This window comes from Alkalihalobacillus sp. BA299, from assembly GCF_017745675.1.
In the GTDB taxonomy this organism is placed as follows: Bacteria; Bacillota; Bacilli; order Bacillales; family Bacillaceae_F; genus Alkalihalobacterium.
The window spans coordinates 23,951-37,325 of the sequence record NZ_JAFLJM010000001.1; the positions used below are offsets into that span (position 1 = coordinate 23,951).

The 13,375-nt window shown below is 35.3% G+C and carries 17 protein-coding genes; 14 read left to right on the top strand and 3 right to left on the bottom strand.

The genetic code is table 11. The features are described from left to right. Positions 1–23: 23 nt before the first annotated feature. The 9 genes from J0N78_RS00085 (at position 24) to J0N78_RS00125 (ending at position 8,435) form a co-directional block, all read left to right on the top strand. Complete coding sequence (locus J0N78_RS00085; RefSeq protein ID WP_209120975.1) at positions 24–1,199, top strand: acyl-CoA dehydrogenase family protein; 1,176 nt, start codon at positions 24–26, stop codon at positions 1,197–1,199. Positions 1,200–1,431: 232 nt separating this feature from the next. Then, a complete protein-coding gene (locus J0N78_RS00090) occupies positions 1,432–2,643 on the top strand; it encodes an ABC transporter substrate-binding protein (protein WP_209120976.1) in 1,212 nt (403 codons plus the stop codon). A 186-nt stretch (positions 2,644–2,829) separates the two neighbouring features. Further along, positions 2,830–3,705, top strand: a complete 876-nt coding sequence (locus tag J0N78_RS00095; RefSeq protein ID WP_209120977.1) for a branched-chain amino acid ABC transporter permease — start codon at positions 2,830–2,832, stop codon at positions 3,703–3,705. Further along, on the top strand, positions 3,702–4,712 hold the full coding sequence (locus J0N78_RS00100; protein WP_209120978.1) for a branched-chain amino acid ABC transporter permease: 1,011 nt from the start codon (positions 3,702–3,704) through the stop codon (positions 4,710–4,712). Before J0N78_RS00095 ends, J0N78_RS00100 begins: the two co-directional genes overlap by 4 nt. After that, positions 4,699–5,430 carry an ABC transporter ATP-binding protein gene (locus J0N78_RS00105; RefSeq protein ID WP_209120979.1) on the top strand — a complete coding sequence of 244 codons (732 nt, stop codon included), beginning with the start codon at positions 4,699–4,701 and terminating at the stop codon, positions 5,428–5,430. Before J0N78_RS00100 ends, J0N78_RS00105 begins: the two co-directional genes overlap by 14 nt. Further along, complete coding sequence (locus J0N78_RS00110; protein WP_209120980.1) at positions 5,423–6,127, top strand: ABC transporter ATP-binding protein; 705 nt, start codon at positions 5,423–5,425, stop codon at positions 6,125–6,127. Before J0N78_RS00105 ends, J0N78_RS00110 begins: the two co-directional genes overlap by 8 nt. Positions 6,128–6,195: 68 nt before the next feature. Further along, positions 6,196–6,987, top strand: a complete 792-nt coding sequence (locus J0N78_RS00115; protein WP_307794882.1) for an enoyl-CoA hydratase — start codon at positions 6,196–6,198, stop codon at positions 6,985–6,987. 184 nt (positions 6,988–7,171) lie between these two features. Beyond that, positions 7,172–7,618 (top strand): BsuPI-related putative proteinase inhibitor, encoded by a 447-nt coding sequence (locus J0N78_RS00120; RefSeq protein ID WP_209120982.1) that lies wholly within the window; start codon positions 7,172–7,174, stop codon positions 7,616–7,618. A gap of 271 nt (positions 7,619–7,889) precedes the next feature. Then, positions 7,890–8,435, top strand: a complete 546-nt coding sequence (locus J0N78_RS00125; RefSeq protein ID WP_209120983.1) for a hypothetical protein — start codon at positions 7,890–7,892, stop codon at positions 8,433–8,435. A 77-nt stretch (positions 8,436–8,512) separates the two neighbouring features. Here the strand turns inward: J0N78_RS00125 and J0N78_RS00130 are convergent, their stop codons facing one another. Continuing rightward, positions 8,513–8,905 carry a coiled-coil domain-containing protein gene (locus tag J0N78_RS00130; RefSeq protein ID WP_209120984.1) on the bottom strand — a complete coding sequence of 131 codons (393 nt, stop codon included), beginning with the start codon at positions 8,903–8,905 and terminating at the stop codon, positions 8,513–8,515. Between the two features lie 162 nt (positions 8,906–9,067). Here J0N78_RS00130 and J0N78_RS00135 point away from each other — a divergent pair, with 162 nt between their 5' ends. Beyond that, positions 9,068–9,256, top strand: coding sequence for a transglutaminase family protein (locus J0N78_RS00135; protein ID WP_209120985.1), 189 nt, complete (start codon positions 9,068–9,070; stop codon positions 9,254–9,256). 130 nt (positions 9,257–9,386) lie between these two features. Here the strand turns inward: J0N78_RS00135 and J0N78_RS00140 are convergent, their stop codons facing one another. Next, positions 9,387–9,566, bottom strand: a complete 180-nt coding sequence (locus tag J0N78_RS00140) for a small acid-soluble spore protein H (protein WP_209120986.1) — start codon at positions 9,564–9,566, stop codon at positions 9,387–9,389. Positions 9,567–9,728: 162 nt separating this feature from the next. On the opposite strand from J0N78_RS00140, the gene J0N78_RS00145 reads away from it, so the two are divergent. Then, a complete protein-coding gene (locus J0N78_RS00145; protein ID WP_209120987.1) occupies positions 9,729–10,463 on the top strand; it encodes a sulfite exporter TauE/SafE family protein in 735 nt (244 codons plus the stop codon). A 68-nt stretch (positions 10,464–10,531) separates the two neighbouring features. Here the strand turns inward: J0N78_RS00145 and J0N78_RS00150 are convergent, their stop codons facing one another. Next, complete coding sequence (locus J0N78_RS00150; RefSeq protein ID WP_209120988.1) at positions 10,532–10,831, bottom strand: phage holin family protein; 300 nt, start codon at positions 10,829–10,831, stop codon at positions 10,532–10,534. Positions 10,832–10,937: 106 nt separating this feature from the next. Here J0N78_RS00150 and J0N78_RS00155 point away from each other — a divergent pair, with 106 nt between their 5' ends. The 3 genes from J0N78_RS00155 to J0N78_RS00165 all read left to right on the top strand — a co-directional run bounded on the left by J0N78_RS00155 (position 10,938) and on the right by J0N78_RS00165 (position 13,340). Further along, positions 10,938–12,038: a CapA family protein gene (locus J0N78_RS00155; protein ID WP_307794871.1), complete on the top strand. Its 1,101-nt coding sequence runs from the start codon at positions 10,938–10,940 to the stop codon at positions 12,036–12,038. A gap of 38 nt (positions 12,039–12,076) precedes the next feature. Continuing rightward, positions 12,077–12,253 carry a hypothetical protein gene (locus J0N78_RS00160; protein ID WP_209120989.1) on the top strand — a complete coding sequence of 59 codons (177 nt, stop codon included), beginning with the start codon at positions 12,077–12,079 and terminating at the stop codon, positions 12,251–12,253. A gap of 250 nt (positions 12,254–12,503) precedes the next feature. After that, positions 12,504–13,340 carry a metallophosphoesterase family protein gene (locus tag J0N78_RS00165; RefSeq protein WP_209120990.1) on the top strand — a complete coding sequence of 279 codons (837 nt, stop codon included), beginning with the start codon at positions 12,504–12,506 and terminating at the stop codon, positions 13,338–13,340. Positions 13,341–13,375 lie beyond the last annotated feature (35 nt).

The following is a 13,375-nucleotide window of genomic DNA, read 5'->3' on the forward strand; positions in this document are numbered from 1 at the left end:
AAATTATAAATGGAGGTAATTAAATGTCTTTAGCGACATCATTTGCAGCCAATACAAAGCGACCTTTTTTTACAGAAGAACATGCCCTGTTTCAAAAGTCATTACGGAAGTTTCTGCAAAAAGAAGCAGAACCGTATTTTGAAGAATGGGAAAAAGAGGGACGGGTACCAAGGGAATTTTGGAAAAAGGTTGGCGACAACGGATTTTTATGCCAGTGGTTTGATGAAGAATATGGAGGGCTTGGTGTAGATTTTGGCTTTTCTGCCATTTTAGCTGAGGAATTTGAACGAATTGGTTCTGGAATGACCGGTTTCCCGACACACTGTGATGTTATTGCTCCATATATTAGTTCGTTTGGTACAGAGCATCAAAAGAAAAAGTATCTACCGAAATTTTTAACCGCAGAAATGATTTCTGCGGTAGCGATGACAGAACCAGGAGCCGGCTCTGATCTATCTAGTATGAAAACAACAGCGATTAAACAAGATGACCATTATATTTTAAATGGATCAAAAACGTTTATTACAAATGGAACGCAAGCAGATGTTTTTATAGTAGCTTGTAAGACGGATCCACAAGCAGTCCCTGTACATAAAGGAGTTAGCTTACTTATCGTTGAGAAAAATAGTCCAGGTTTCTCAGTAGCAAGAAAACTAGATAAAGTTGGATTGCGATCATCGGATACGGCGGAACTATTCTTTGATAATGTTATTGTTCCTGCTGAGAATTTACTAGGAGAAGAGGGGAAAGGCTTTACTTACTTAATGCAAAAATTACAACAGGAGCGAATTTTAACAGCGATCACCGCCCAAGTAGCAGCTGAAGATATGCTACAATTAACGATTGATTATATAAAAGAACGTGAAGCATTTGGGAAAAAAATTAGTAAATTTCAAAATACCCAGTTTACAATTGCAGAAATTGCGACTGAAATTCAACTCGGACGTACATTTGTAGATCAATTGATTATGAGACATATTGCTGGGGAAGACATTGTCACCGAAGTATCGATGGCTAAATATTGGGTGACAGAAATGGCAAAAAGAACATCAGGAAAATGTATGCAACTTCATGGAGGATATGGGTATATGGAAGAGTATAAAATTGCTCGCCGCTATCGTGACATCCCTGTTTATTGTATTTTTGCCGGTGCGAATGAAATCATGAAAAAAATTATTGCTAAAAATATGGGCTTATAAAATTTAATCTAAAAGTCTTTTTTAGAGGATACAATGACGATATTTAAGTTGTAATTATGTGAGCGCATACATATAGTTAATTTTCTAGTTTAAATTTATGAAGCTTTGTTATAGTACTTTTTGTTGATTAAATTTGTCTATTATTTTCTGAAGCTTCTGTAAATAAAGCTAGTTTTTAATTATTGTGTGTACTTTCATTTTTATAAATAAAAATGATTAGGGGGAATTTTTGATGAAGCTTAAAAAACGAAGTGGCATTTTGATGGCATTACTTCTAGTCCTGATGTTGGTAATTGCTGGATGTGGTGGCACACCTGCTGACAGTGAAAACAACAATAATTCGAATGAGGATGCAAGTAATGAAACATCTAATAATGTAGAGACTGTAAAGCTTGGTGTTGTTTTAGCGACTACGGGTCCGATAGCGACAACAGGAACATGGACACTCGATGGACATCAAATGGCTGTTAAAGAAATTAATGAAAATGGAGGCTTCCAAGTAGGGGACAAAACGTATAATGTGGAAATCGTCCACTATGACTCTGAAGGAAGAGCAGAATCGGCTACAAGAGCTACTGAAAGATTAATCAACCAGGATAAAGTTGTTGCCGTGTTAGGTACATCAATTAGTTCAGAAACAGCAGCAATGATCCCAATTGCAGAGCGCGCACAAACTCCACTCGCTACTTTTGTTGCAGCTAGTGATGTGTTAACAGAGCAAGGAGCAAGCTACTTCTCGCATGCTGCTCCAGCTAATATTAACTATGTAGATGCAGGAACACAAACTGTTAAAGACATTGGTATGTCAAATATCGCGATCATTTATGTCGATGATGCTTGGGGCCAATCGTACGCTAGATTATACCCTGAAAAGTTAGAAGCAGCAGGAATCAATATTGCTACTACAGAAGCTTTCGCACCTGAGCAAAGTGAGTTTATTACTCTATTAAATAAAGTAAAATCAACAAACCCAGATGGTATTCTTTTAGCAGCTGAAACAGAATTAGCTGTCCCATTACTAGTACAAATTAGGGAAACAATGGGGGAAATTCCAATTATGGAAACAGGTGGAGTTATTCCTGAAGAAGTATTACGATTAGAGCCTGAGGTTGCTGAAGGACTTGTGACACTAAGCCGTTCTGGTGAAGAAACAGAAGAAATCCGCAATTTTAAAGAGATGTTTGAAGCTGATTATGACTATGAGGCAAACTCATTCGTATATTCTGGTTGGGATGGAATCCACTTAATTGTTGATGCACTAGAAAGAGCAGGAACGGTAACTGATAAACAAGCGATCAATGATGCGATTAGAGCATCAAATTATCCAGGATTAATTGGAACATACAGCTTTAATGAAAGAGGAGAAAATAAATTAACTGGAAATCGTGCCATCGTTAAAGATGGGGCAGTTATTTATCAATCAGTTGATACACCTCTTCCATAAAATAAGTAGTGAGGCGGTGGTAGTTACCACCGCCCATTTAACAAATGTTGAATCACTAGCCATGACCTTAAAGACGGTGATAGCTGAGGGTAAGTTTACATAAAATATCCTACTGTCAACGTCCGAGTAACGATAAAGTAACAGCTAATAAAAATCAAGTATCACTATAAAAGGGAGGTAGTTTAGTTGCTAGAACAGATCCTGCAAGCACTCATTAATGGATTAGTAAGCGGAAGTATTTACGGACTTATGGCGATAGGTTTTACTTTAGTATTTGGGATCATGCATGTTATTAATCTAGCGCATGGCGAACTGTATATGTTAGGTGCTTTTTCAACATTTATTATGGTGAGCTATTTTCAAATTAATTTCTTTGTAGCTTTAATCGGCGCAATGATCGTCGTTGGGGTATTTGGTTTCTTTATTGAAAGAATAATATTTAGGCCATTACGTAAGACATCTGTTTTAAATACACTGCTTGCATCTATAGGTCTATCAATCTTAATAAGTAATCTCGTATTGTATATTGCAGGTTCTGGTATGAGAAGTGTTTATTTTCCATTTTCCGGACAATCTGTACAAATTTTAGGTGTGAGCTTATCCATTCATCGTTTGACGGTATTGCTCATTACGTTCCTATTAGTAGGTCTATTGTTCTATATCATAAAGTTCACGAAGTTTGGTAAGGCGTTGAGAGCAACTTCTCAAAGTCCAGACGCTGCTGCACTAATGGGTGTAAATATAAACCTCACCTATGGAATTATTTTTGCGATAAGTGCCGGAATGGCAGCTGTTGCTGGTGGTTTAATTGGTTCACTTTACGTTGTTGATCCTTCCATGGGATTAACCCCTGGTTTAAAATCTTTTATTATTGTAATTCTCGGCGGAATGGGCAGTATTGTTGGAGCAATTGTAGGAGCTTTAGTTTTAGGTTATGCCGAGACATTTACTACCTTATTTGCTTCTTCATCTTACCAAGATTTAGTGGGTTATATTATTTTAGTTTTAGTTTTATTACTTAAGCCAAATGGATTATTTGGAGGAGGTGCCAATATTAAATGAGGAATAAATCCCCTGTTAAATTAACGTTGATCGCCGTAGTGGCACTTCTATTACTAATTTTACCGTTGATGGTGGATAATTACCTAATTCACGTGGTCAATCAAGTGGGAATTTTTATTATTTTAACTTCAGCACTTAATATTATGGTTGGATATACAGGGCAATTATCTTTTGTACACGTTGGCCTTTTTGCGATCGGGGCTTATACAAGTTCGATCTTATCTATTGATTTAGGTTTACCATTTTTAGTAGCACTTCCTATTGCAGCAGTTGCAGCAGCCATTATCGGTTTTTTAATTGGATTTCCTGCACTCCGCTTTAAAACGCATTTCTTTGCAATCGTAACTTTAGCGTTTGCTGAGATCATTCGCCTTCTAATCTATAATCTACGAGATTTAACTGGTGGGCCGAACGGAATTTATAGCATTCCTTTCCCAGAAAGTTTTCTATGGTTTGATTTTTCACAACGTAGTCACTTCTATTATATTACTTTGTTCTTCGTCGTCATTACTTTAGTCTTTGTTCGCTACTTAATTGGTACAAGAACAGGGAAAGCGATGTTAGCTGTAAGAGAGAATGAAACATTTGCAAAGTTTATTGGTATTAATACGTGGAAAGTGAAAATGACGGCGTTTACAATTAGTGCTTTTATTGCGGGGATTGCAGGTAGTTTATTTGCTCATTACAACTCTTACATCTCTCCTTATTCGTTTACGATTGCTGATTCAGTTACCTTCTTACTAATGGTTATCATTGGGGGAATGGGGACGATAGTTGGACCAATTGTAGGAACTGCATTCTTAACGTTTTTACCCGAAATGTTAAGAAGTGTCGCAGATTTGCGCATGGTTATCTATGGGTTACTGCTTATTCTTACGATTATGTTTTTACCAAGGGGAATAGTAGGATTGTTTAAAGATTTGTATGCCTATTTTCAAATAAAAAAATCACCGGAAAAACCAATTTTTAAAGACATGGAAGGTGGGAAGCAAGATGTTGGAAGTTAAAAATGTCAGCCGTTTTTTTAAAGGTCTAAAAGCATTGCAGGATGTTTCGTTTACAGTAAATGAAAATGAAATATTTGGTGTGATTGGACCTAATGGTGCTGGGAAAAGTACGATGTTTAATTGCATCACTTGTTATTTTCCGCCTTCGTTAGGAAATGTTTATTTTAATGGGAAAGAAATCACAGGGCTAGCCCCTCATGAAATTACCCAACTGGGCATTACGAGAACGTTTCAACATACTCAAGTATTTCCAGAGTTAACCGTACGAAATAATATTATTACCGGACAATACGTAATGAAGCATAAAGATCCTTCACGAACGCAAGAAGCATTAGATGCAAATGTCGAAGAAATCTTAGCGTTTGTTGGTTTAAGTGACTTACAAGAATCGTTAGCGAAGAACTTAAGCCTAGGACATCAAACTCGTTTAGCGATTGGTATTGCTTTAGCCACTGAGCCGAAACTATTGTTATTGGATGAGCCAGCGGCAGGGATGAATCCTGAAGAAACGAAGCAATTAACAATATTACTAAGGCAAATTCGTGATCGTGGTGTTACTGTTGTTTTAATTGAACACGATATGAAAGCAGTTATGGGATTATGTGAAAGAATTCTAGTTTTAGAATACGGGCAGAAAATTGCTGAAGGAACTCCACAAGAAATTAGAGAAAATCCAAAAGTAATTGAAGCTTATTTAGGGAGTGGTGACCTTGCTTAAAGTAAAGGACTTACAAGTGAATTATGATAAGGTCAATGTGTTAAAAGGAGTATCACTTGAGGTGAACGAAGGAGAGATCGTCACCTTAATTGGCTCAAATGGTGCTGGAAAAACAACCTTGCTTCGAACGATTTCTGGCATAAAAGAAAGCAATGGTGGCGAAATCACTCTATTAGGAGAGCCGATTCATAAGCAAAGCTCCCATAAAATAGTAGAAATGGGGATCGGGCATGTCCCAGAAGGACGACATGTCTTTGGGGACATGTCTGTTTTTGAAAACTTAGAGATGGGTGCTTATCGTAGAAAAGATAAGGAGAACATTAAGAAAGATTTAGATGATATTTTCGATATTTTTCCAAGATTGAAAGAAAGAACATCACAAATGGCAGGAACGTTAAGCGGCGGGGAACAGCAAATGTTAGCCATCGGAAGAGCGTATATGTCTAGACCGAAACTTTATTTGTTTGATGAACCATCTCTTGGAATTGCACCATTGATTATTGCTCAAATCGCTCAAATGATAAAACGATTGAATGAGAAAGGTTCAACCGTTTTATTGGTTGAACAAAATGCAAATCTAGCATTAAAAATCTCTCACCGAGCCTATATTTTAGAAACAGGTACAGTTGGTTTAAAAGGGAATTCTGCTGAGCTTGCAAATGATGACCGCGTGAAAAAAATCTATTTAGGATATTAATTTCTTATCTTTATATTTTGATAATCAGATATTTATGTAGGAGGTAGATTACCATTTATAACACCATTATCTATAAAGAGTTAGAGAATGAGGGTATAGTAGAGATCATTATGAATCGTCCGAAAAAACGAAATGCGATCAATAAAGAAATGATCGTCGAAATGTCGGATGCATTTAAACGAGCGGAAGAAAATGAAAATGTGAAAGTCATTATTTTTAGTGGTGCTGGGTCTTGTTTTTCGGCAGGTCATGATTTATCACCAGACGAAGAGTATCCTGATACGTGTGATGAGCGTATTCAATTTGAACGTAAATACTATTTCGATGAATCGATGTATATCCGTAATATAAGGAAACCGATTATATCAAAAGTTCATAGTCATTGTATTGCAGCAGGATTAGCGCTTGCATCGGTAACGGATATTGTCATAGCTTCAGAGGATGCGGTCTTTAGCGATCCTGTAGTTCGGATGGGTGCAAACAGCCAAGAATTAATGTTTTTACCATGGCTTATTGGTGAAAAGAAGACAAAAGAGTTACTATTCACAGGTGATGCTATTTTAGCGAATGATGCTTTTCAGTTAGGTTTAGTGAACAAGGTCGTACCTACTGATAAATTAGATCAAACTGTTATGGATATGGCGAGGAAAATTGCTCATATGCCACCTTTAGCGATTTCTCTTGTTAAGGAATCTGTTAATAATACGATGGATATAATGGGATATACGAATTCAATGAAAATGCATTTTGCATCGCATTTATTAAGTCATACAACAAATGAAGTTCAGGAAGGAATGGGTAAATCCAAAAGAGGTAATTTAAAAGAGTTTTTCGAACGCAGAGATCAAAACTTTATATAAATCCATCAAGCTACACTATTTTTAGGTAGCTTGGAGAAGTCTTTAATGAAATAGCTTGCCTTTATAAACAAGGATGAGGCATGTTATGACACTCCTTATTCATTTTTCTGCATCATAAGAAAATGAAACCATTTTTAAATTAATACGTCTAATAGAGTATACAATCAAAAAAGGGGATGTCATGATGAAAGTGCTACTATTATTGGTCCTTGCTTTTATGTTGTCGGGGTGTGGTTTAGGGAATGAAACTACGGGTCAAGACCCGAATAGCGGCGCAAGCGAAATTGCAGAAGGTGGAATGGCTGTTAGTCTAATGGAGAAAAATTCATTAATTTTTAACTATGAAATAACAAATCAATCAGATGAAGTGGTAACAATGGAGTTTTCAAGCTCCCAAAGAATTGATTATTCAGTTACAACGAAGGATGGTAAAGAAATTTATTTATTTTCTAGTGTAGCTACGTTCCTTCAAGCGTTAGGTGAAGAAGAATTGAAGTCTGGAGAAAAGCTGGAGTATGTCATTGATTTGAATGAATTAAACCTTGAAGAAGGTGAATACCTTTTAGATGTATGGATGACTCCGAGGGACGGGACAGTTTACAAAGTCGTGAAGGCGTTTATCGTTGAATAAAGGATCTATGAGAGTTCTAAAAAACTATTTTAGGGCTCTATTTTTGTTTTAGGTCAAATTATGGTTAAAAAACAAAATTTAGTATATGGACAAGCAGTACTATCATAAATTATTATAATATTACAAAAACTAGTGCAGCTTCATTCACTCAAGCATTAACATTTGAAATAGTTGAAATTATAGCGTGCGTTGTCATCATAGGCTAGCATTTAAAAATAATGTAAAACCCATTTAATTTGAATGTAACTTAACAAGACAATGAGGTGATTGCATGAGTTTTATTGGGAGATTTCTGAATATTGAAGTAGAAATGACTAAAACGTTAGTCGATTCTTTTTTAGAAAAAATTAAACAAGCTTACCCCTATGAGTGGATATTAGACAGAGAGTATAAAACACTTATCATACATGGTGATAAATACTATCAACTACCCTTTAAACAAGAAAAAGATTCATTGATTTTAACTTTAGAAGAGTTAACTACGAACGAAAGAACGTTTTCGATAGCATTCAATGAGCTATTATTTGAAGCACGAAAAAAAATGATGGGAATTGAGAATGTTTATGAGAGAAAGAAGCGAAGAGCAGAAAAAAGACAAGCAGAATTAAAAGCCATTCAATATCAAAAGATTGAAAAACAACAGCTGAAATTAGCACCACCACTGACGAAAGAAATAAAAACAAACATTTTGAAGCTGGAAATTGACTATTTACTAATGGAATTGCATGAAGCATTGAATATACATGATCAAATAAAAGTTTCGTCATGTAAAAAAAGGCTACGAGATTTAGTAGACCAATTGAAGCAAAGTGGGTAAATTTTAGAATGAGTAATGTAAAGTATAATTGTGAAGAAAAACAGCAGGAGTCAATTAGATATCCTGCTGTTTTTTTGTTAAAAGCCATCGGGAGTCGGCGTATATGGAATGTTTAAGTTTCTTTCTACTGTACGAACTCTTTGATTTAATCGATTAAGTCGATTACTATGAAGTTCGTCATTTCGGTTTAGGCGGACAATCTCCTGGTTAATGCGGTTAATTTCTTCATTAATACGGCCAATTTCACTGTTCAAACGTAAGATTTCTTGATTTTGACGATTTAACTCAGTTGCTTGCTCTTGATTTTGCCTTGTTAATTCATTCACTCGTCTTTCTAACTCTTGGGTTGTTGGCTGTTGTCTCATTAATGATTGTTGGTCTTGCTGTGGAGCATAAGGGTTTTGGTGATACTGTGTATAATAGCCTGTTGCTTGTTGAACATTTCCAGGATAATATGGATACAAATTCATTCATTCAGCACTCCTTCAAAGGTTTTATAGGCAGCGAATACATAATCAGCCTATGTCATAAAGCGAGGAGTGACAGGGCATTAACCTAGAGACAACCTTATAAAAAAATAATATTTATGTAAACAATGCGGCTAGCAGTGGTTATATTCTGGTGAAGATGTCGTGATACGAGGGGATTCAGTAACTCACGCGTGGTTAGAAGTTTATTTTCCAATGCATGGCTGGGTTGGATATGATCCGACGAATAATATGTTGGCTCTTAATGAACATATATGTGTAGCGACAGGCAGGGATTATGCAGATATTTCCCCTTTAAAAGGGTGTATTATGGAAGTGCAGAACAAGAACTAAATGTGTCGATATCAGTGAAGCACTTTGATGTAAATCATATTTTCAGGTATATCTTTAAATAAAAGCAGCTTGGCAAAGTATTTATATACTTTCCAAGCTGTTCTTTGTGTTAAAGTAAAGTGACAACAGTTTATTGTTCCATTAAACTCGTTACAGGTACACTTTGTTTTTGATTAGGATTATTAAGCGGATGAATGGTTGCTGTCCCATTCTGTTGATCAACATGTTCTATGTAGATCTGTTGTCCATTATACATGACGTTTGCCATTGTTGATGAAGAAGAGATTTCTTGTGCTCGTTGTGCGTCCATTATTGCCACCTCCTTTTAAATTAGAACAGTACTAATATTTGTTAGAAACGTTTTACATATACGTAAGTTAGTAAAAATACCCACTTGGAAATTTACAAAAAGGGATTCCTAATCATATTTTTTATATGGTTTAGTGGTTAGTGAAAGTAGGGAGAGGTAATCATGCTTTGGGAAGTTATTATTGTATTTATAATCGTATTCATCGGAGGTTTTATTCAAGGAGTCAGTGGATTTGGATTTGGCTTAGTCGCTATGGGGTTACTCCCAGTTATGTTTTCATTAAAAGATAGTACATTGATTGTTATTTCATTATTATTAGTAGCTTCTATAAGTATCCTTTTAAAAATCTATAAATATATTGAACTTAAAGGCTTATTGTTGATTGTGAGTGCTTCATTAATAGGAAGAGTTCTATCTTTTTTCATTCTAAGTACTTATGGGGAAATGGACCAATTAAAACAAGTGCTAGGTTTCTTTTTAATTGGTATGGTTATTTATTTATTTTTTAATAAAACGAACCAAGCATCTACATCTGTCATGAAACCAGCTACTCCAATTATCCTAGGGTTTTTAGCTGGTTTTATTGGAGGCGTATTTGCGGTGGGTGGGCCATTCTTAGTTTTTTATTTCTTGATGCTTTATAGTGATAAACATAAATATAACGCTAATCTTCAAGTAACAGTTGTAATTACTAGTGTATTTTCGCTAATTTTACATGGTGTAAACGGTGATTTTAACTCTACTTTTTATTTATATTTCTTGATTGGTGTTGTCGGTGTATATGTGGGGACAACTCTCGGGCTAAAGTGGTTTGAGAAGCTCCCTAGTCAGCTGATTAAGAAGTTTGCAATGTTGATGGTTTTAACGGCCGCATTAAATTTAATCTTCATTATTTAATTATAAAAGCCAAGTTGATGCTTGGCTTTTTATGTCTTTTTGCTTTCATTAGTACTAAAGATTACTTCCTAATTTTTTTTCTTATTAAAAATTTTTTTATCCTCATCTGACCTCTTAAAAAATGTTTGCTTGTAAGCTTGATGAGTGGTTATAGCAGCCCCAGTTGCTATGATCCCATTTGCGATCCCGTTAATTGTAAAACCGATCGTAAATATTCCTGAAATGATGCCTGCAATCAATAATAGCCAAAGAATCATCCAATCTTGAACTTTCGGTGTTTTTTTAAAGATATTGCCAAGAATCATTAGGGCAGGTACAACAATTAAAAGCTGAGGGTGAACTTCAACTTGTGAAAATAACTCTACCATTTTAGCACCTCCTTATTTACTATATATATTCAGAAAGTAAGTCTAGTGTTATGATAAGAATGGAATTAAAATACAATTTTATAATAAAAAGAGAGAGGTACACGGAGTGAAAAAGTTCCTTGGCTTTGTTTTGTTTTTATCTTTAATGGGATGTAGTGAAACAACTATAGTTGACAAAGAATCAAAAGATTTAGCTGTAAAAGCAGATGAAGTTGTATTAGGGAAAGGGTTGGATGAAGAGGTTGTACCGGCATTTTTAAGAAAAAAAAGCGAACCGATTGAAATCATTTTTGTTGGTGATGTAATGATGGAAATGTCTTTGAAGCAAACGATTAATTCAAAAGGAGTAGATTATCCATTTGAATTTGTTAGAGATGAAATATTAGGTGCAGATTATTCGGTTGCAAATTTAGAAACAGCGATAACTACAAGTAATAATGCTTTTGCGAAACAATATAATTTCAAGGCCAATCCGATAAAACTAGAAGGGTTAGCGAACGCTGGCTTTGATTTAGTATCACTAGCAAACAATCATACGATGGATTATAGAGAAGAAGGTTTACTAGATACGATTAAATATTTAAGAGAATATGGCATTGAATTTATCGGAGCAGGAAAAAATAGTGAAGAAGCTTATGCATCTCATGAAGTTGTATTAAATGAACAAAAAATTAAATTTTTAGCATTTTCAAGAGTATTACCGGATGTTACATGGTATGTAGAGGAAGATAAGCCTGGAATAGCGAGTGGTTATCAAGAAGAACGAGTCATAGACATAATCGAAAAAGAAAAACTAGACACTGATTACGTACTGGTTTATATGCATTGGGGTATTGAAAGAGCAAATCGGCCAGAGAATTATCAAAGAGAATATGCTAGAAAAATGATCGATGCAGGGGCAGATGCGGTCATTGGAGCTCATCCACATGTGTTACAGGGCTTTGAGTTTTATGACGGTAAGCCAATTGCTTATTCGTTAGGGAATTTCCTTTTTCCAGATTATATCTCAGGACCTACTGCAGAAACTGGTTTATTAAGCATCATTATTGAAAAGGAACAAGTGAAAATGAGGTTTAATCCTTTTTATATTGAAAAAGACGTCATTGTTGATAAAGGTGAAGAATATCGAGAAAGACTTTTTAATTATCTAGAGGAAATTTCATATGATATTTTCATAGAAGACGGCGAAATAAAACCGGTAAACTAAAGTTTGTTTATTGTATCGTTTTGTATTAAAGGTAGATAATGAAGGAGAAGCGTAAAATAGTGGTGGGAAATCCGCAAAAGGTTATTCAACAATTATATGACCTTAAAACCATGTATGAAGCTAATGAAGTTATGATCGTCACGATTACTCATTCTTATGAAGACCGATTAAAGTCGTATGAGTTAATCGCAAATGAATGGATGAATGATTGTTGATAATCTATATTTAAGCAAGAGAAGTTGTCTCAAAAGCCTAGCTTTTGAGACAACTTCTTTTTGTCATGAACAAGGGAGTCTTTATAAATTTTTATTCCGTTTAACTAACACTTTTTAGATTATTAATAAGAACTAGAGGGAATTTTACAAAAAATTCATTCATAGCAAACAAACGATTAACATTGACGAGCTACGATTATAGTAGTGTTGTTAAGAACACAAATATTAATCTTAAAAAGGAGACTGTTAAATGAGACTTGTTGTGATGGGTGATTTACATTATTCAGCGATTGATGAGACGATCCCTGGCTTATATGAGGCACGCGCAGATTTTTTTGAAGCTTTTATAAGAGAGTTCTTTTCCATTCAAGCAGATGCTCATATTTCTTTAGGAGATTTGACGAATTATGGTGCAACCCTTGAATTGGAGGGAGTTTATAACATTATTCGTAAATATGATAAGCCTTTTTATCATGCATTAGGAAATCACGATCTCTATGCACAGCCAAGAAAAAATGTCTTAGAAATAACTGGTCAAGCAAGATATCACTCGATCACTACAGAGCATGCAGTTTTCGTATTTTTAGACACCGCCAAGGAAATGGATTATGAAGATTGGGGAGGTTGGGTTGATGATGAGCAATTACAATGGTTAAAATCGATAGTACAAGCTTCTGGAACAAAGCCTATGTTAGTTTTTGCACATCATCCAGTATACAATACAACGACTCGTTCTGATCGGGAGAAGGGCTCGATCCATCAAGATATTGATATGTGGTCAGTATTAAGTGAAAAGGAAGGCGTCGGCATTTATTTCAATGGACACACACATGTGGAATCAATAATAGAACAGGAAAATTGGACTTTCGTTCAGCTTCCTGCCTGTCTTGATTTACATACTCTTCGTATGGTAGAGATTGATGAAAAAGAAATACGCATTACCCCAGTTGATATTACAAATGAAAAAATAGTAGGATGTGCACCAACGCTTTATAATAATATGAAGCACTTTACACACAATCCTGAGGCGCGTGGTAAAGAATCTGATCGTAGTTGTACAGTATCACTCGTTGCATCTGTTAAATAATGTAGATAGGATAGCTCCCATTGCGGGGGCTTTTT